Origin of the sequence: Kitasatospora sp. NPDC057965, from assembly GCF_042887135.1 — a bacterium.
GTDB lineage: Bacteria > Actinomycetota > Actinomycetes > Streptomycetales > Streptomycetaceae > Kitasatospora.
Map to the genome: position 1 here is coordinate 336,271 of NZ_JBHVPZ010000004.1, position 17,072 is coordinate 353,342.

General features: G+C 73.7%; 15 protein-coding genes and 2 tRNA genes. 7 read left to right on the forward strand and 10 right to left on the reverse strand.

The genetic code is table 11. The features are described from left to right. Positions 1–562 precede the first annotated feature (562 nt). The 3 genes from ACFVVU_RS07330 (at position 563) to ACFVVU_RS07340 (ending at position 4,905) form a co-directional block, all read left to right on the forward strand. Positions 563–2,131, forward strand: coding sequence for a hypothetical protein (locus ACFVVU_RS07330; protein WP_387788664.1), 1,569 nt, complete (start codon positions 563–565; stop codon positions 2,129–2,131). A gap of 228 nt (positions 2,132–2,359) precedes the next feature. Continuing rightward, entirely contained in the window at positions 2,360–3,898 is a 1,539-nt protein-coding gene (locus ACFVVU_RS07335; RefSeq protein ID WP_380684315.1) for a N,N-dimethylformamidase beta subunit family domain-containing protein, read from the forward strand. A gap of 107 nt (positions 3,899–4,005) precedes the next feature. Next, a complete protein-coding gene (locus ACFVVU_RS07340) occupies positions 4,006–4,905 on the forward strand; it encodes a phosphoribosylaminoimidazolesuccinocarboxamide synthase (protein ID WP_380684316.1) in 900 nt (299 codons plus the stop codon). Between the two features lie 34 nt (positions 4,906–4,939). On the opposite strand, the gene ACFVVU_RS07345 is transcribed toward ACFVVU_RS07340, so the two are convergent. From ACFVVU_RS07345 to ACFVVU_RS07375, 7 genes are all read right to left on the reverse strand, one after another. Continuing rightward, positions 4,940–5,560, reverse strand: coding sequence for a response regulator (locus ACFVVU_RS07345; RefSeq protein WP_380684317.1), 621 nt, complete (start codon positions 5,558–5,560; stop codon positions 4,940–4,942). Between the two features lie 130 nt (positions 5,561–5,690). Next, positions 5,691–6,938 (reverse strand): sensor histidine kinase, encoded by a 1,248-nt coding sequence (locus tag ACFVVU_RS07350; RefSeq protein WP_387788665.1) that lies wholly within the window; start codon positions 6,936–6,938, stop codon positions 5,691–5,693. Between the two features lie 108 nt (positions 6,939–7,046). Beyond that, positions 7,047–7,874, reverse strand: coding sequence for an ABC transporter permease (locus ACFVVU_RS07355; protein WP_387788666.1), 828 nt, complete (start codon positions 7,872–7,874; stop codon positions 7,047–7,049). After that, positions 7,871–8,875 carry an ABC transporter ATP-binding protein gene (locus ACFVVU_RS07360; protein ID WP_387788667.1) on the reverse strand — a complete coding sequence of 335 codons (1,005 nt, stop codon included), beginning with the start codon at positions 8,873–8,875 and terminating at the stop codon, positions 7,871–7,873. Before ACFVVU_RS07360 ends, ACFVVU_RS07355 begins: the two co-directional genes overlap by 4 nt. A gap of 150 nt (positions 8,876–9,025) precedes the next feature. Next, positions 9,026–9,101: transfer RNA gene (locus ACFVVU_RS07365), tRNA-Gly, on the reverse strand. A gap of 40 nt (positions 9,102–9,141) precedes the next feature. Continuing rightward, positions 9,142–9,214: transfer RNA gene (locus ACFVVU_RS07370), tRNA-Gly, on the reverse strand. 132 nt (positions 9,215–9,346) lie between these two features. Continuing rightward, positions 9,347–9,664, reverse strand: a complete 318-nt coding sequence (locus ACFVVU_RS07375; protein ID WP_030304494.1) for an Lsr2 family protein — start codon at positions 9,662–9,664, stop codon at positions 9,347–9,349. Positions 9,665–10,132: 468 nt separating this feature from the next. Between ACFVVU_RS07375 and purS the strand changes: the two genes are divergently transcribed. From purS to ACFVVU_RS07395, 4 genes are read left to right on the forward strand one after another with little or no spacing between them, the layout of a single operon-like run. After that, positions 10,133–10,387, forward strand: coding sequence for a phosphoribosylformylglycinamidine synthase subunit PurS (gene purS, locus ACFVVU_RS07380; RefSeq protein ID WP_030304493.1), 255 nt, complete (start codon positions 10,133–10,135; stop codon positions 10,385–10,387). After that, positions 10,384–11,061, forward strand: a complete 678-nt coding sequence (gene purQ / locus ACFVVU_RS07385) for a phosphoribosylformylglycinamidine synthase subunit PurQ (protein ID WP_380684321.1) — start codon at positions 10,384–10,386, stop codon at positions 11,059–11,061. The genes purS and purQ overlap by 4 nt, the downstream gene beginning before the upstream one ends. After that, positions 11,061–13,316 carry a phosphoribosylformylglycinamidine synthase subunit PurL gene (gene purL, locus ACFVVU_RS07390; protein ID WP_387788668.1) on the forward strand — a complete coding sequence of 752 codons (2,256 nt, stop codon included), beginning with the start codon at positions 11,061–11,063 and terminating at the stop codon, positions 13,314–13,316. Before purQ ends, purL begins: the two co-directional genes overlap by 1 nt. Before the next feature lie 36 nt (positions 13,317–13,352). Beyond that, the gene (locus ACFVVU_RS07395; protein ID WP_387788669.1) at positions 13,353–14,165 is read left to right on the forward strand and encodes a sterol carrier family protein; all 813 of its coding nucleotides are present in this window, start codon (positions 13,353–13,355) and stop codon (positions 14,163–14,165) included. 24 nt (positions 14,166–14,189) lie between these two features. Here the strand turns inward: ACFVVU_RS07395 and ACFVVU_RS07400 are convergent, their stop codons facing one another. The 3 genes from ACFVVU_RS07400 to fbaA form a co-directional block, all read right to left on the reverse strand. After that, complete coding sequence (locus ACFVVU_RS07400; protein WP_387788670.1) at positions 14,190–15,092, reverse strand: DUF3152 domain-containing protein; 903 nt, start codon at positions 15,090–15,092, stop codon at positions 14,190–14,192. A 201-nt stretch (positions 15,093–15,293) separates the two neighbouring features. Continuing rightward, positions 15,294–15,707 carry a DUF3151 domain-containing protein gene (locus ACFVVU_RS07405; RefSeq protein ID WP_380689886.1) on the reverse strand — a complete coding sequence of 138 codons (414 nt, stop codon included), beginning with the start codon at positions 15,705–15,707 and terminating at the stop codon, positions 15,294–15,296. A 66-nt stretch (positions 15,708–15,773) separates the two neighbouring features. Then, on the reverse strand, positions 15,774–16,796 hold the full coding sequence (gene fbaA / locus ACFVVU_RS07410) for a class II fructose-bisphosphate aldolase (RefSeq protein ID WP_380689888.1): 1,023 nt from the start codon (positions 16,794–16,796) through the stop codon (positions 15,774–15,776). Positions 16,797–17,072: the final 276 nt, after the last annotated feature.

A 17,072-nucleotide genomic window follows, 5' to 3' on the forward strand; every position in this document is an offset into this window, starting at 1 on the left:
CCCGGGCGTTCGCCGGCCCGCGGGCGACCCCCGGTGCGGTCCGCGAGCCCCGCGGACCCCGTGGACAACCCCCATGGACGCAGCGCCGCCGGGCGTTTCGGGGCCGAGCGGGGCCGGAGCGCTCTTCGGGCGCGGCACACCGTTCGGCGGCCGGAATCCAGCCCATCGAGTGACAGCGGCCGCATCCGGCTGACGTAACCGGGTGCCCGGCCTTATGGTGCGCTGGACCACGGCACCACAGGTCGGGCCGCTTCCGCCTGCCGCCGGGTAGCGGCGGTCGTGCGGGGGGATGCTGGACGGCGTCCGGCCGGACCGGACACGCCCGGCCCGTCCGATGCCGCCCCGGGCGGCCGTCCGGAATTCGGGCGGCGTCACCGGGACGAGTGGAACCGGGGCGATCCGGAACACCACCCGGACACGGGCGTCGAAAATGTCAGAAGCGCCACGCAGCATGTACTACCGGGGCTCGGACGCCACCGTTTCCCGGTCGGAACCGATCGTTTCGAACGGCCCAGGGGCCCTCACCGGGCACCCGAGGGCTCCGAAGGGGGTGCCGCACCGTATGGCCGCTGTCGACACCGCGCGCGCTCACGCCCACGCGGTCCTGCGCATCCGAGGGCTCGCCCTGGCCGCCGCCGCGCTGCCCGCCGCCGCCGCGGTGGTCCTGCTCGCCGGCCGGTTCACCGGCCGGATCGGCGCCCCCGGCTCACCCGACGCCGCCGGCTGGGACATCGCCCGCTGGACGGTCTGCGCGGTGGCCGTGCTCACCCTGCTGGTGGCCGCCGCGGCCGCCCGCGGATACCGCCGGGCCGTTCCGCCGCAGACCCCGGCCGTCCCGCTCGGCCGCGCCCAGGCCCCCGAGCTGTACCGGCTGATCGACGACCTGGCCGACCGGCTGGAGGTCCCCGCGCCCTCCGCAGTCGCGCTCACCCCGGACTGCGACAGCTGGCTGGAGGACGTCCCCGCGGCCCGGCCCCGCCGCCGAGCGCGCGCCGCCCGCGCCGAACCGCCCGCGCCGGTCCTGGTGATCGGCTCGCCCTTCCTCTGGTGGATGCGGGCCGGTGAGCTGCGCGCCCTGCTCGCCCCGGTGGTGGCCGGCACCGCGGCCGCCGCGGACCCCGAGATCGCCGCCGCCCGCCGCTTCCTGCGCGCCCTCGACGCCAGCCTGGACGCCGGTTCCGTCGCCGGCCCGGCCGGTGTCCCCGGCCCCGGCACCCCCCGCGCGCCCCGGCGCGGCCCGGCCGCGCTCACCGACCGGATCACCCGCCGGCTGCTCGGCGCCTGCCGTGGCCACGCCGCCGAGCTGGAGCGGTCGGTCGCCGGCTGGGCCTCCGAACAGGCCCGCGGGGTGGACTACGGCCTGCGGATCGCCGCCCAGGAGCAGGTCGGCCTCGCCTACGCGGGCTGGGACCGGCTGCTCACCCGGGTCGCGCTGCCCGCCTGGCGGATCGGCCGGCACCCCGCGCACCTCAACGCCGGCGTGGTCGCCGCACTCACCGAACTCTCCCGGCGCGACCGGCTGGCCGACGGCTACGGCAGCCGGCTCGGCGACCGCCCGGCCTGCGACCTGCTGGAGGAGCCCGGCACGGTGGACGCCGCCGTCTCCCGGCTCGCCGCCGAACTGTTCTTCGGCACGCCCGCCTCCGGCGGCCGGCGCGAGCTGGAGTGGGCCGACTACCCGGCCGACGTCGTGGACGCCGGCTGGCGGGCCCGCGCCGCCGCCCTGCAGTCCGCCCTGGACCTGCTCGCCCCGCAGGCCCGCCCCGGCGCCCCGACGCTGACCCGGCTGCTGAACCGGCTCGCCGACGGCGACGGCGAGCGGCTGGCCGCCGCGCTGGTGGCCCAGCCGGCCCGCACCGCCGCTCCCGCACCGCTGCTCGAACCGGTCCGCACCGCGCGGGACGTGCTGGTCGACCACGTCACCGCGATGGTCTGCTGCGCCGCCGTGGACACCGCGGGCGCCGTCCCCGGCCTCGACTGGCTGGACGGCCCGGTGCTGCTGCTCGGCGGGGTGCGCCGCACCGACCTCGCCGAGCCGGTCGCCCAGGCCGTCGAGCAGGGCCAGGACGGTCCGCTGCGGGCCTGGCTGGACGCCGCCGACGTCCGGCTGGAGAAGCCCGTCCGGCTCTGACCGGCACCGCCGGGAGGGGCGCGCAGCCCCTGCGCGAGCGCCCCCGGTCGAACCGGCCGCCCCGGGTCTTCGCAGGCCGGAGGCCATCCGTCCGCCGGCCCGGAAGATTCCCGCCACTAGTTGCTACCGTAGGGTGACGCAGCGCCAGCACGGTGTGGTGTATTAGTCCGCACGCACATCCGGGAGGCACATGCCAGCCCGGCGGAGGTGCACCTGGGAGGGGCGCGCGTGGGGACCGAAGTCAACCGCCGCTGGGAGTCCGGGACGCACGCGCACAGCGTCTCCGACCCCTTCGGCCAGGGCCCGCTGCCCTGGCTGCGCAGCCCGGACCAGTACCTCGCCGGCGCCGAGGGCGACGTCCCCTGGTACGTCTCGGTGGACGCCCCCGGGCAGCGTCCGCTGGCCGCCGGGGTGCGCGGCAAGCCCGCGGTCGGCACCCCGCTGAGCGCCAACGACGAGGAACAGCAGATCAAGGGCTTCGCCTCGGCCGGCGTGGTCCGCCCCGGCGGCTCGGTGGACCTGCGGGTCACCGTCAATCCGCCCCGCGAGTTCACCGTCGACGTCTTCCGGATCGGCCACTACGCGGGCGACGGCGCCCACCACATGACCTCCAGCCCGCTGATCGCCGGCATGGTCCAGCCGGCCCCGATGGTGGCCGGCCGGACCGTCTCCTGCCACCACTGGTGGCACACCTGGCGGCTGCAGATCCCGAACCACTGGCGGCCCGGCGCGTACGTCGCCGTGCTCACCACCGCCGACATGCTGCACCGCAGCCACATCCCCTTCACGGTCCGCGACTTCGAGGACCAGACCCGCGCCGCCGAACTGCTGCTGGTGGTCCCGGACGTCACCTGGCAGGCGTACAACCTCTTCCCCGAGGACGGCCGCAGCGGCGCCAGCCTCTACCACGCCTGGGACGGCGGCCGGCTGGTCGGCGAGACCGAGGCGGCCGTCACCGTCTCCTTCGACCGCCCGCACGCCACCGCCGGGCTCCCGCTGCACGTCGGCCACGCCTACGACTTCATCCGCTGGGCCGAGCGCTACGGCTACGACCTCTCCTACGCCACCGCCACCGATCTGCACGCCGGACTGGTCGACGCCTCCCGGCACCGGGCGCTGGTCTTCCCCGGCCACGACGAGTACTGGTCCGAGCCGATGCGCCGCGCCGCCGAAGGGGCCAGGGACGGCGGCACCTCGCTGGTCTTCCTCTCCGCCAACACCATGTACTGGCGGGTCGAGCTGAGCCCCGGCCCCTCCGGCGAGCCCAACCGGATGCTCAACTGCCGCAAGCGCCAGAAGGTCCGCCCCGACGACCCGGCCGCCGGGGCCGCGGGCGCCGCCAGCGCGCTGTGGCGCGACGCCGGCGAGCCGGAGCAGGGGCTGCTCGGCCTGCAGTACTCCGGCCGGGTCGCCACGGCCGTCCCGCTGGTCGCCCGGCACACCGCGCACTGGTTCTGGGCCGGCACCGGCCTCCACGAGGGCGACGGGCTGCCCGGACTGGTGGCCGGCGAGGCGGACCGCTACTACCCCAAGGTCGCCCTGCCCGGGCACACCGAGCGGGTGCTGCTCGCCCACTCCCCGTACCAGGACCCGGCCGGGCGCACCCGCTACCAGGAGACCTCGCTCTACCGGGCGCCCAGCGGCGCCTACGTGTTCGCCTCCGGCACCTTCGCCTGGTCGCCGGCGCTGGACCGTCCTGGGCTCACCGACGAGCGGATCCAGCGCGCCACCGCCAACCTGCTGGACCGCCTCTGCAAGAACGACTGAGCGGCCCTCGGGCCGGTCCGCCCCGGCGGTCGTGACAGACTCGACCCCAGTGACCTCCCCTTTCGCGCCGCACCGCCCGCGAACGACCCCTGAGGACTGAGACGACCTTGAGCGGATTTGTCACCAAGCCCGAGCCGGTCCAGGTACCCGGCCTGGTCCACCTGCACACCGGCAAGGTGCGCGACCTGTACCGCGCCGAGTCGGGTGACCTCGTGATGGTCGCCAGCGACCGCACGTCCGCCTACGACTGGGTGCTGCCCAACGAGATCCCGGACAAGGGCCGCATCCTCACCCAGCTCTCGCTGTGGTGGTTCGAGCGGATCGCGGACATCGTGCCCAACCACGTGATCTCCACCGAGGTCCCGGCCGGCGCCCCGGCCGACTGGAAGGGCCGCACCCTGATCTGCCGCAGCCTGGACATGGTCCCGGTCGAGTGCGTGGCCCGCGGCTACCTGGCCGGCTCCGGCCTGGAGGAGTACCGCGCCTCCCGCACCGTCTGCGGCATCGCCCTGCCCGAGGGCCTGGACGACGGCTCCGAGCTGCCCGCCCCGATCTACACCCCGGCGCTCAAGGCCGAGGTCGGCGAGCACGACGAAAACGTCCCCTACGAGGAGACCGCCCGCCGGATCGGCGCCGAGCTGGCCGCCCAGCTGCGCCAGACCACCCTGGCCGTCTACTCCCGGGCCCGGGACATCGCCCGTGAGCGGGGCATCATCCTGGCCGACACCAAGTTCGAGTTCGGTCTGCTGGACGGCGAGCTGGTGATCGGCGACGAGGTGCTGACCCCGGACTCCTCGCGGTTCTGGCCGGCCGACGCGTGGGAGCCGGGCCACTCGCAGCCCTCCTTCGACAAGCAGATCATCCGCGACTGGCTGACCTCCCCGGCCTCCGGCTGGGACCGCCGCAGCGAGCAGCCGCCGCCGCAGCTGCCCGCCGAGGTGGTCGAGAAGGTCCGCGGCAAGTACGTCGAGGCCTACGAGCGGCTGACCGGCCTCAGCTGGTCCTGACGCCCGCGGCGCGAACGCCCGCGGGCCCGGCCGGTCAGATCCAGCCGTGCTCGCGGGCGATCCGCACCGCCGCGTGCCGGTTCTCGGCGCCCAGCTTGGCGGCGGCCGCAGACAGGTAGTTGCGGACGGTGCCCTGGGAGAGCGAGGCCCGCTCGGCGATCTCGGCGATCGAGGTGCCGTCCGCGGCGAGTTCCAGGACGTCCGTCTCGCGCGGCGTCAGCGGGCTCTCCCCGGCGGCGATGGCGTCCGCCGCCAGTTCCGGGTCCACGTACCGGCCGCCGGCCCGGACGGTCCGGATGATCCCGGCGAGGTCGGCCGCCGAGACCGTCTTCGGCAGGAAGCCGCGGATGCCGACCTCCAGGGCCCGCTTCAGGTATCCCGGGCGGCCGTGGCCGGTGACGATCATGCAGCGGCAGTCCGGCAGCAGCGTGCGCAGGCTGGTGGCCACCTCGATGCCGTCCAGACCGGGCATCTGGAGGTCGAGCACCGCGATGTCCGGCCGGTGGGCCTGGGCCATGGCCACCGCCTCCGGGCCGGAGGCGGCCTGGGCGACCACCACGATGTCCTCCTCCAGCGAGAGCAGCGCGGCCAGCGCGCCGCGGATCAGGTGCTCGTCGTCGGCGAGCAGGACGCGGACGGGCGCGGTGTCGGTCATCGGCGGGGGCCTTCCGTGCGGTCTTCGCGGGGCTTCGCGGGAAGCAGAGTCCCGGGGCATCAGAGTCTCAGGGCCCCGGCGCCGCGAACCGCCCGGGGCCGCGAACCGCCCGGGGCCGCGCAGCGGCCGGTCAGGACCTCGGGGCCGGGGCGTTCCCGGCGCCCCGCAGCGGGACGCTGGCGATCAGCCGGAAGCCCCCGGGCCCGGCGTCCGGCAGGGTCAGCTCGCCGTCGTGGGCGGCGAGCCGCTCGCGCAGTCCGCGCAGCCCGGTGCCGCTGCCCTGGGAGGGCAGCGGGACGGCCGGCACCCCGTCATTCTCCAGCTCCAGCACCGCCCGGTCGTCCTCCCGCCGGAGCCGGATCGCGCAGCGGCCCGCCTCGCTGTGCCGCAGGACGTTGGTGGTGGCCTCGCGGATCACCCAGCCGAGCACCGACTGGACCGGGGCCGGCAGCCGGTCGGCGTCCTCGCCGAGGTCGATCTCGCAGAGCACGTCGGCGGAGCGGAGCACTGCGCGGGCGCCGATCGCCTCCGCGTGCAGGTCCGCCGTGCGGTAGCCGCGCACCACGTCGCGGACCTCGCGCTGGGACTCCTGGGCGATCTGCTGGACCTCGGCCATCTGGTCGGCGGCCTCCGGACGGCCGCGCCGGGCCAGCTGGACGGCCAGTTCGCTCTTGAGCGCGATGGTGGTGAGGTTGCGGCCCATCACGTCGTGCAGGTCGCGGGAGAACCGCAGCCGCTCCTCGGCGACGGCCAGCCGGGCCTGGGCCTCGCGGGCGGTGTCCAGCTCCCAGACCACCGACTGGAGCCAGGCGAAGCTGCGGCAGCTGGACCCGACCAGGAACATGACCAGCGCGGTGCCGCAGAGTGCCGCGACGGCCGTCCCCGGGGCGGCGCCGACCAGCAGCATCGCGGGCAGGACGGCCAGCAGGCCGGCGGTCCCGGCGAGGGCCGCCCGGCGCGGGGGCAGTCCGACCGAGGCCGGGCCGAAGGCGGAGAAGAGGAGGGTGCTGGCGATCGGGAAGGTGAAGACCACCGGATCGGTGCCGACCCGCGGGCCGAGCAGCAGCACCGCCCAGGAGCCGGCCACCGCGACGCCGCCGTTGAGGGCGAGCCAGCGCAGGTGGTCGGAGGGCCGCTTCAGGTAGTGGTCCAGCGAGGTCCGGTAGGCCCGCAGGCTGAGCAGGGTCTGGGCCAGTCCGACCACCATGGCCACCCGGCTGGCCGGGTGGGCCCGGAGGTCCGGGTCGGCGGAGTTGATCAGCAGGGAGAGCGGCAGCGGGGCCAGCGCCATCAGGTAGAGCGACCAGCGGAGGTAGAGCTCGGAGCGCTGCGGCTTGGAGTAGTCCCTCCACGCGCGCACCGGATTCACGACGCCCATCTGCTCTGCTCCCCGTTCGATCATGATCGTGCTGCTGCCTTCCTATCAGAGGAGGAACGGGGAGCGGACCTTCGGTTCGAAATCACCTGCCGGGAAAACAGCCGGTGGTCAGCGGCGCGGCTCCCAGCGGAAGTAGCGGACGGCTCCCCAGACCGCGAGGGCGAGCCAGATGCCGCCGGTGACCAGGTGCGGGGCGGCGGTGGCCCAGCTGCCGGCGAAGCCGGTCGGGGCGGCGGAGCCGTCGGTGCCGAACCAGCCGACCCGGACCAGCTGGAACGCCGGGGTGGTGGGCAGCAGCCGGCAGATGTCGGCGAGCCGGTCCGGCATGACCTCCAGCGGGATGAACAGGCCGGAACCGAACTGGGTGAGCAGCAGGACCGGCATGGTGGTGATGCCGGAGCTCTCGACGGTGCGGGTGAAGGCGCTGGAGAGGGCGGCCAGCGCCATCAGGGTCGCGATGACCATGACCAGGCCGCCGGCCAGCAGGATCGGGTTGACCGGGGCGGTCAGGTCCAGGGCGGTGGCGCCGACGACACCGATCACGGTGCACATCACCAGGGCGAGGCCGACCGAGGGGACGGCGGTGCCGGCCAGGATCTCCAGGTCCCGGGCCTCGCCGGTGCGCAGCCGCTTGAGCACCAGCTCGCCGCGGCGGGCCACGTAGGCGGCGGTCAGGTTGTAGTAGACGACGAAGGCCAGCACCATGCCGACCGCGCCGTTGACCAGCAGCGAGTCGACGTCGAGGCCGGGGTTGCTCTCGGCCTGCTGCTTGAGCACGCCCTGCAGCCCGAAGATCAGGAACAGCGGCAGCAGGACGGCGGTGAACAGGGCGGTCCGGTTGCGCAGCAGCAGGATCCCCTCGGCCCGGCCCAGGGCGAGCAGCCGGCGGACGGAGGTGCTCTTCGGCCCGGTGGCGGTGGCGGTGGCGGTGGTCATCGGGCGAGTCCGATCAGCTTGCGGCGGGCGGGGGGAGCGGCGGGTGAGTCGGCCGGGGGCCGGTGGGCGGCCTCGGAGGCGATGGCCAGGAAGGCCTCCTCCAGCGAGGCGCTGCGGGCGTCGAGGGCACCGAGCGCGATGCCGTGTCGGCCGGCCCAGCCGAGCAGCTCGGTCAGGGTGGCCTGGAGGTGCGGCGTCTGGACGGTGACCTTGCGGCCCTCGGCGGTCAGCGTGGCGCCGGCCAGCGGCGGGATCGAGGAGCCGGTGAACTCGGGGAGTTCGAAGGAGATCCGGGACGGCCGCCCGGCGATCACCTCGGCCACCGTGCCGGCGGCGACGATCCGGCCGCCGTGCATGATCGCCAGCCGGTCGGCGAGCTCCTCGGCCTCCTCCAGGTAGTGCGTGGTGAGCAGCACCGTGGTGCCCTGGGCGCGCAGCTCGCGGACCAGCCGCCAGACGGCGGCGCGGGCCTCCGGGTCGAGGCCGGTGCTCGGCTCGTCCAGGAACAGCACCTCGGGCCGGCCGAGCAGGGCCATCGCCAGGTCGAGGCGGCGGCGCTCTCCGCCGGAGAGCTGCTTGACCCGGACGTCGCGGCGGTGCTGCAGGTCGACCAGTTCCAGCGCCTCGTCCAGCGGGCGGGCGTGGCTGGTGGCGCCGGCCCAGGAGCGGCCGGTCTCGGCGACGGTGAGGTCACCGGGGAAGCCGCCCTCCTGGAGCATGATGCCGATCCGGGGCCGGACGGCGGCCCGCTCGCGGTACGGGTCGCGGCCGAGCACCCGGACCTGGCCCTCGTTCGGGGCGGCCAGTCCCTCGATCAGTTCCATGGTGGAGGTCTTGCCGGCCCCGTTGGTGCCCAGCAGCGCGAACAGCTCGCCGCGGCCGACGGTCAGGTCGACGCCGCGGACGGCGTGGTACCGGCTGCTGCCGGTGCCGTAGTGGCGGTGCAGCTCGGTGACCTCGATCACATGGTCGCCGGGGCGGTGGGGCTGGCTCGTTTCCATGCCCCAAGCCTCCCGTCGCCCGGGGGACGGGGGCAGTGCGCGCCTTCATGAGAACCCGGTGCGGATCCATGGGCCGGCGATGACGAATGTCATGGGCAGCGGAACGGGAGAACGCCGAAGGGCCCTCTCGATCGAGAGGGCCCTTCGTACTGGAGCGGACGACGAGATTCGAACTCGCGACCCTCACCTTGGCAAGGTGATGCTCTACCAACTGAGCCACGTCCGCAGGATGGAACTATGTAATTGTGCTGTGCTCGCGCACTGCGAGCGGACGACGAGATTCGAACTCGCGACCCTCACCTTGGCAAGGTGATGCTCTACCAACTGAGCCACGTCCGCGCGGTGCCTTGCGGGGCACCTGCCGCCTCTTCGGATCTCTCCGTTGCGGCGACGAGGAATACTCTACAGCATCCGGAGGGGTGGTCGTCCCGCCCTCCGCGGGCGGACGGGACGACCGGTGACCGCGGGAGTTCAGTTCGCCTCGGCGAACGCCTCGTACACGTGCTTCGGGATGCGGCCGCGGGCCGGCAGCTCCATGCCGCGGGACTGGGCCCAGGCGCGTACGGCGGCCGGGTCCGGGGTGAGGGCGGTACGGCGGAAGGACTTCCCGGTACGGCTCTGGCGGCGGCCGGCGGCGACGAACGGGGCGAGGGCCTCCCGCAGCTTTTCCGCGTTGTCCACGGACAAATCGATCTCGTACGACTTCCCGTCCACGCCGAAGTGGACGGTTTCCGCGGCGGCGCCGCCGTCCAGGTCGTCGGAGAGCGTGACAACTACACGCTGAGCCATGGGTGTCAATCCTCTCGGGCAATTCGGCCGACAAGGGCGCGGGTGCGCTCCCGGGCCTGATGTGCACCACTCGCGCAAGTGCATACGGGCAGGCCGGATGGCCGTGCCGGATACGCAGCACTCACCGCGGCAGGTGGCCCTATTCTGCACCCGAAGCGGGGAGAAATCGAAGAGTCCGGCTTTCTTTTCCGGATATTCACGTGTCTTCGCCGGGGTGCCGGATACCGGGCGCACTCGGCTGGCCGATCTGTCCGGAGTGCCGGTATTCGGGTGCTCTTCGGCCGTTCCCGCGGCGGCCGCGGAATCCGCCGAAAAGGGGCGTGCGGCGGGGGGCCCCGGGCCGATGGAGGCCTTGCCGCGTAAGGGGCGTGAGTCTACGCGCGTCGCTACGCCCGGCCAGCAATCCCGCCCGAAACCCCTTGTAGTCTGGAGTTCCCCCGCCTCACGAAGACACCACCGGGAGTGCCAGTGGCACGCGTCGTAGTCGACGTCATGCTCAAGCCGGAGATCCTCGACCCCCAGGGACAGGCGGTGCAGCGCGCACTGCCCCGTCTCGGATTCACCGGGATCGCCGACGTCCGCCAGGGCAAGCGTTTCGAGCTGGAGCTGGAGGGCCCGGTCGACGACGCCGCGCTCGCCCGTATCCGCGAAGCCGCCGAGACCTTTCTCGCCAACACCGTGATCGAGGACTTCACGGTCCGCGTCGAGGAGGAGGGCAAGTGACCACCCGCGTCGGCGTCGTCACTTTCCCCGGCTCCCTCGACGACCGCGACGCCCAGCGCGCGGTCCGCCTCGCCGGCGCCGAGCCGGTCGCCCTCTGGCACCGTGACAAGGATCTCCACCAGGTCGACGCGGTCGTCCTGCCGGGCGGATTCAGTTACGGCGACTATCTGCGCTGCGGTGCGATCTCCCGCTTCTCGCCGGTGATGGACACCATCATCGAGCAGGCCAGGGCGGGAATGCCGGTTCTCGGTATCTGCAACGGCTTCCAGGTGCTGTGCGAATCGCACCTGCTGCCCGGCGCGCTCACCCGCAACGACTCGCTGCACTTCATCTGCCGCGACCAGAAGCTGCGGATCGAGAACAACGGCACCGCCTGGACCCGCGATTACGCGGTCGGCCAGGAAATCGTCGTGCCGCTGAAGAACGGCGAGGGCCGCTTCGTCGCCGACCAGCACGTCCTGGACGAGCTGGAGGCCGAGGGCCGGGTGGTCGCCCGCTACCTCGACGTCAACCCCAACGGTTCGTACCGCGACATCGCCGGCATCACCAACGCGGCCGGCAATGTCGTCGGCCTGATGCCGCACCCCGAGCACGCCGTGGAGCCGCTCACCGGTCCCACCACCGAGGGCCTGGGCTTCTTCACTTCCGTCCTGAAGCAGCTGGTGAACGCCTGATGAGCCTCGACACCGTCAAGAACGCCGAGCAGACCCCGGACGCCGCCCAGCCGTGGGCCGAGCTCGGCCTCAAGGAGGACGAGTACGCGCGCATCCGGGAGATTCTCGGCCGCCGCCCGACCGGCGCGGAACTCGCGATGTACTCGGTCATGTGGTCCGAGCACTGTTCGTACAAGAGCTCCAAGACCCACCTGAAGCAGTTCGGCGAGAAGAAGCCCGAGACGGACGCGATGCTCGTCGGCATCGGCGAGAACGCCGGTGTGGTCGACGTCGGCCAGGGCTACGCGGTCACCTTCAAGGTCGAGTCGCACAACCACCCGTCGTACATCGAGCCCTACCAGGGCGCGGCCACCGGCATCGGCGGCATCGTCCGCGACATCCTGGCGATGGGCGCCCGTCCGGTCGCCGTGATGGACCCGCTGCGGTTCGGCGCGGCCGACCACCCGGACACCCGGCGCGTGCTGCCCGGGATCGTCGCGGGCATCGGCGGCTACGGCAACTGCCTGGGCCTGCCGAACATCGGCGGCGAGGTCGTCTTCGACTCCTGCTACCAGGGCAACCCGCTGGTCAACGCGCTGTGCGTGGGCGTCATGAAGCACGAGGACATCCACCTCGCGCAGGCCTCGGGCGCCGGCAACAAGGTCATCCTGTACGGGGCCCGCACCGGCGGCGACGGCATCGGCGGCGTCTCGGTGCTCGCCTCCGAGACCTTCGACGACAGCAAGCCGGCCAAGCGCCCGGCGGTCCAGGTCGGCGACCCGTTCCAGGAGAAGCTCCTCATCGAGTGCACCCTGGAGATCTTCCGCGAGAAGCTCGTCAAGGGCATCCAGGACCTCGGCGGCGCCGGTCTGTCCTGCGCCACCTCCGAGCTGGCCTCGGCCGGCTCCGGCGGCATGCGGATCGACCTCGACACCGTGCACCTGCGCGACCACACGCTCTCGCCGGAGGAGATCCTCATGAGCGAGTCGCAGGAGCGCATGTGCGCCATCGTCGAGCCCGAGAAGGTCGCCCGCTTCCTGGAGATCTGCGAGAAGTGGGACGTCATCGCGAACGTCATCGGTGAGGTCACCGACGGCGAGCGGCTGGAGATCTTCTGGCAGGGCGAGCTCGTGGTGGACGTGCCGCCGCGCACCGTCGCCCACGAGGGCCCGACCTACCAGCGTCCGTACGCCCGCCCGAGCTGGCAGGACGCGCTGCAGGCCGACGCCCCGACCGCGGAGCGGCTGGCCCGCCCGACCACCGGTGAGGGCCTCAAGGCCGACCTGCTGAAGGTCGCCTCGCACCCGAACCAGGCCTCCAAGTCCTGGATCACCGACCAGTACGACCGCTACGTGCTCGGCAACACCGTGCTCTCGCACGGCGAGGACTCGGGCATGATCCGGATCGACGACGAGACCAACCTCGGCGTCTCGGTCGCCACCGACGGCAACGGCCGCTTCACCAAGCTGGACCCGTACACCGGTGCCCAGCTGGCCCTCGCCGAGGCGTACCGCAACGTCGCGGCCGGCGGTGCCAAGCCGCTCGCGGTCTCCGACTGCCTCAACTTCGGCTCCCCCGAGGACCCGGACGTGATGTGGCAGTTCGCCGAGGCCACCCGCGGTCTGGCCGACGCCTGCCTGACCCTCGGCACCCCGGTGACCGGCGGCAACGTCTCGCTGTACAACCAGACCGGCGAGGTCGCCATCCACCCGACCCCGGTGGTCGCGGTGCTCGGCGTCATCGACGACGTCACCCGCCGCACCCCGGTGGCCTTCGCCGAGGAGGGGCAGCTGCTCTACCTGCTCGGCGACACCGCGGACGAGCTGGGTGGCTCGGCCTGGTCGCAGGCGGTCCACGAGCACCTGGGCGGCCTGCCGCCCAAGGTCGACCTGGAGCGCGAGCGGCTGCTCGGCGAGATCCTGATCTCCGGTTCGCGCGACGGCATGATCGACGCCGCGCACGACCTGTCCGACGGCGGCCTGGGTCAGGCCCTGGTGGAGAGCTGCCTCAAGGGCGGCCGCGGCGCGCGGATCGTCGTGCCCGAGGGCATCGACCCGTTCGTGTTCCTGTTCTCCGAGTCGGCCGGCCGCGCCGTGGTGGCGGTGCCGCGCAGCGAGGAGCTCCGGTTCAACGACATGTGCACCGCGCGGGGCCTGCCGGCCACCCGGATCGGTGTGGTCGACGGCGACGCCCTGGACGTCCAGGACCAGTTCACCGTCTCGCTGGCGGAGCTGAAGGACGCCCACACCGGCGTCATCGAGGCCCTGCTGGGCTGAGTGTTCGAGCACGCCCCCGGGCGTATGTTGGGGGCCATGCCTGCCAAGTCCCGTACCTACCAGCCCGCCAAGGTGCGGGCCGCGCTGTCGGCGCAGAGCGAGGCCCTGCGCGCCGCCGTCCACCTGCTGACCGCCGCCGAGCTGGACCGCCCGACCCGGCTGGGGGAGTGGCGGGTGCGCGAGCTGCTGGCGCACCTCGCCGTCCAGATCGCCTGGCTGCCCGCGCACCTCGACGATCCGCTGGAGGGCCGGCCGCCGCTGGACCTGCCGCAGTGGACCGCCCGGCTCGGCGCGCTCGCCCCGCTGCTCGACGAGCAGGCCAGGGCGCGGACGGCGGAGGAGTTCGCCGGTGACCCGGCCTCGGTGGCGGCGGCCTTCGACCGGGCCGTGGAGGCGCTGCTGGCCGCCCTGCGGCGGCCCGAGACGGCCGATCCGGCCCGGCGGTTCGAGATCCGGCTCGGCTCGATGCCGCTCACCGAGTTCCTGGTGACCCGGCTGGTCGAGACGGTGGTGCACGCCGACGACCTGGCCGAGGCGCTCGGCCCCGAGCCCTTCCCGCACGACCGGCAGGCGGTGGCTGCCGTCACCCGGATGCTCGCCGACGCCTTCGCCGAGCGGGTGCCCGGCGGCGCGGTCGAGCTGCGGGTGCCGCCGTACGCGGTGGTGCAGGCCGTCGAGGGGCCGCGGCACACCCGGGGCACCCCGCCGAACGTGGTCGAGACCGACCCGCTGACCTGGATCCGGCTGGCCACCGGCCGCACCGGCTGGGCGGACGCCGCCGAGGGCGCTGCGCTGTCCGCGAGCGGCGAGCGCAGCGACCTGCGGGCCCACCTGCCGCTGCTCGGCTGAGCCAGGACGCCCGGGCAAGCCGGTTCAGGGCACCGACGGTCCGCCCAGGTAGTGGCCGTCGGTGCCGTACGGCCAGGCGTTGGGCTTGCAGCCCTTGAGCCCGTAGATCTGCTGCATCATCGCCGGTGCGGGCTTGCCGGGGCCGGGGCAGGACTCGTGGCCGTGGCCGATCCGGTGGCCGACCTCGTGGTTGACCACCAGCGCCCGGTACTCGTCGATCGGGCCGTCGAACTGGGGTGAGCCGGTGGTCCAGCGCTTGACGTTGACCAGCACCTGGTCGCCGACGTTGCAGTTCACCTCACCGCGGGTGTCGAGCCCGGCGGCGCCGCAGATCCGGTCGACGGTGGCGGGGGAGGCGATCTTCACGGTGAAGTCGTAGTCGCCGTCGGCGACCAGCTGGAAGCCGTTCCTCCGGTCGTTGGTCCAGCCGCGCCGGTCGGCCAGGATGCCCTGGATCTGGGTGGCGGAGGCGGCGGCGTCGATGCCGATGCCGTTCTCGACCTCGACCCGGTAGCGGCGGATCCGGCCGTGGCCGACCGGGTCGGCGGAGCCGCGGGCGAGGGTGAAGGTACCGGTGCCCTGGGCGGGGGCGCCCTCCGAGCCGCTCGGCTGCGGGGTGGGGGAGGGGCCGGGGGACGTCGGCGCGGGAGTCGTGGCGGCCGGGGCCGTCGGGGTCCCGGACGGCGGCGGGGCGGCGGTGGCCGGCGCCGGGGCGCCCTCGGGCGGGGCGATCCGGGCCGGAGCGGTCCGGCCGGCGTCCGGCAGCGCGTCCGGGTGGTTCAGGACGAAGAGCGTGCCGCCGAGGATCACCACCGCGGTGACCAGGGCGGTGAGCATGCCGGGTCCGAGCCGGCGGCGCGGCGGGCGCCGACGGCGCGGGGAGGCCGTCGCGGTACGGGGCCGGCGGGCGGGTCTGGGTGCGGGCACGCTGGGGGCTCTCTGTCGACCGGTGGGGTCGCGAACCCTCGAACTGATGTGCGCGCCCCCTCGCGGGTTCACCCTGGCACGGCGGAGCGGTGGCTGTCCACGGACCCCGGGGCACGCGCGGAACGGCCGACGCCGCCCCCGGCTGCCCGTCGGGGCACCAGGGGACGGCGTCGGCGGCGGTCCGGCCACCGGGGCCGGGGGTCAGCCCAGCGTGGCGGCGGCGGTCGGCGAGCTGTCCCGCAGGAACTGCAGGCAGCGCTCCGCCTCCTCCTTCTCCTCGATCGCGGCCGCGGCCCGGCCGAGCGCGTGCAGCGCCCGCAGGAAGCCGCGGTTCGGCTCGTGCTCCCACGGCACCGGGCCGTGGCCCTTCCAGCCGCTGCGCCGCAGCGCGTCCAGCCCGCGGTGGTAGCCGGTGCGGGCGTAGGCGTAGGACTCCACGACCCGGCCGGCCGTGTAGGCGTCGTCGGCGAGCTGGGCCCAGGCCAACGAGGAGGTCGGGAACTTCGCCGCGACCTCGGCCGGGGAGGCGCCGCCGGCCAGCAGCTCCAGCGGAGCGGGCTCGGCGGGCAGGTGCGTCGGGGGCGGACCCCCGAGGAGGTTCTCGTGAATGGTCATGCCCCCCAGTGAACCACCGGGGGGCACGGACGCAGGACCTCGTTCACCTCGTTCGAGGTGCGGGCCTCACTTCAGGCGGTTGCCGGCCGAGCGCAGCTGCTGGGCGGCCTCGACCACGCGGGCGGCCATGCCGGCCTCGGCCAGCTTGCCCCAGGTGCGCGGGTCGTAGGTGTTCTTCTTGCCGACCTCGCCGTCGACCTTCAGCACGCCGTCGTAGTTGGCGAACATGTGGCCGGCCACCGGGCGGGTGAAGGCGTACTGGGTGTCGGTGTCCAGGTTCATCTTCACGACGCCGTTCTCCAGCGCGGTGGCGATCTCCTCGGCGCTGGAGCCGGAGCCGCCGTGGAAGACGAAGTCGAACGGGTCGGTCTTGCCGTACTGCTTGCCGATCGCGTCCTGCAGCTCGCGCAGCAGCTCCGGCTTCAGCACGACGTTGCCCGGCTTGTAGACGCCGTGCACGTTGCCGAAGGAGGCGGCCAGCAGGTAGCGGCCCTTCTCGCCCAGGCCCAGCGCCTCGGCGGTGCGGACGGCGTCGTTGACGGTGGTGTACAGCTCGTCGTTGATCTCGTGCGTGACACCGTCCTCCTCGCCGCCGGTCGGGGTGATCTCGACCTCAAGGATGATCTTGGCGGCGGCGGCCTGGGCGAGCAGCTCCTGGGCGATCGCCAGGTTGTCGCTCAGGGTCTCGGCGGAGCCGTCCCACATGTGCGACTGGAAGAGCGGGTTCTGGCCCTTGGCCACGCGCTCGGCGGAGACCGCCAGCAGCGGGCGGACGTAGCCGTCCAGCTTGTCCTTCGGGCAGTGGTCGGTGTGCAGCGCGACGGTGACGTCGTACTTGGCGGCGACGATGTGCGCGAACTCGGCGAGCGCGACGGCGCCGGTCACCATGTCCTTGTTGTGCTGGCCGCCCAGGAACTCCGCGCCGCCGGTCGAGATCTGGATGATGCCGTCACTCTCGGCCTCGGCGAAGCCGCGGAGCGCGGCGTGCAGGGTCTGCGACGAGGTCACGTTGATCGCCGGGTAGGCGAACTTGCCCGCCTTGGCCCGGTCCAGCATCTCATTGTAGACCTCGGGAGTTGCGATGGGCATGCGAATCCGCTCCTGTCGGGTGTGCGGCGCACGGACGGTGCTGTCCGACGCTGTGTACGCCTGGTGACGACTCCGGGGTACCGGGGCCGGTGCGCGGCTCTGCGGTGCGGCGGACCGGTACCAAGGTTCGAGGCAGCGGCCGCGGTGCGGCGATGAGGGTGTTCGCCACTGCGGGCCGGACGCCGGTGCCATCTTCCCAGAATGCCCACCGGCTCCACCATGCGGCCCGCCTGTCGGGACGGCGGGCCCGCCGCGCTCCCCGGGGGGTCGGAGAAG

Coding starts and splice junctions, on each gene's coding strand:
- ACFVVU_RS07330 (WP_387788664.1), top strand. CDS start 563: ATGGCCGCTGTCGACACCGCGCGCGCTCACGCCCACGCGGTCCTGCGC.
- ACFVVU_RS07345 (WP_380684317.1), bottom strand. CDS start 5,560: ATGACCGACACCGCGCCCGTCCGCGTCCTGCTCGCCGACGACGAGCAC.
- ACFVVU_RS07350 (WP_387788665.1), bottom strand. CDS start 6,938: ATGGGCGTCGTGAATCCGGTGCGCGCGTGGAGGGACTACTCCAAGCCG.
- ACFVVU_RS07355 (WP_387788666.1), bottom strand. CDS start 7,874: ATGACCACCGCCACCGCCACCGCCACCGGGCCGAAGAGCACCTCCGTC.
- ACFVVU_RS07360 (WP_387788667.1), bottom strand. CDS start 8,875: ATGGAAACGAGCCAGCCCCACCGCCCCGGCGACCATGTGATCGAGGTC.
- ACFVVU_RS07375 (WP_030304494.1), bottom strand. CDS start 9,664: ATGGCTCAGCGTGTAGTTGTCACGCTCTCCGACGACCTGGACGGCGGC.
- purL (WP_387788668.1), top strand. CDS start 11,061: ATGAGCCTCGACACCGTCAAGAACGCCGAGCAGACCCCGGACGCCGCC.
- ACFVVU_RS07395 (WP_387788669.1), top strand. CDS start 13,353: ATGCCTGCCAAGTCCCGTACCTACCAGCCCGCCAAGGTGCGGGCCGCG.
- ACFVVU_RS07405 (WP_380689886.1), bottom strand. CDS start 15,707: ATGACCATTCACGAGAACCTCCTCGGGGGTCCGCCCCCGACGCACCTG.
- fbaA (WP_380689888.1), bottom strand. CDS start 16,796: ATGCCCATCGCAACTCCCGAGGTCTACAATGAGATGCTGGACCGGGCC.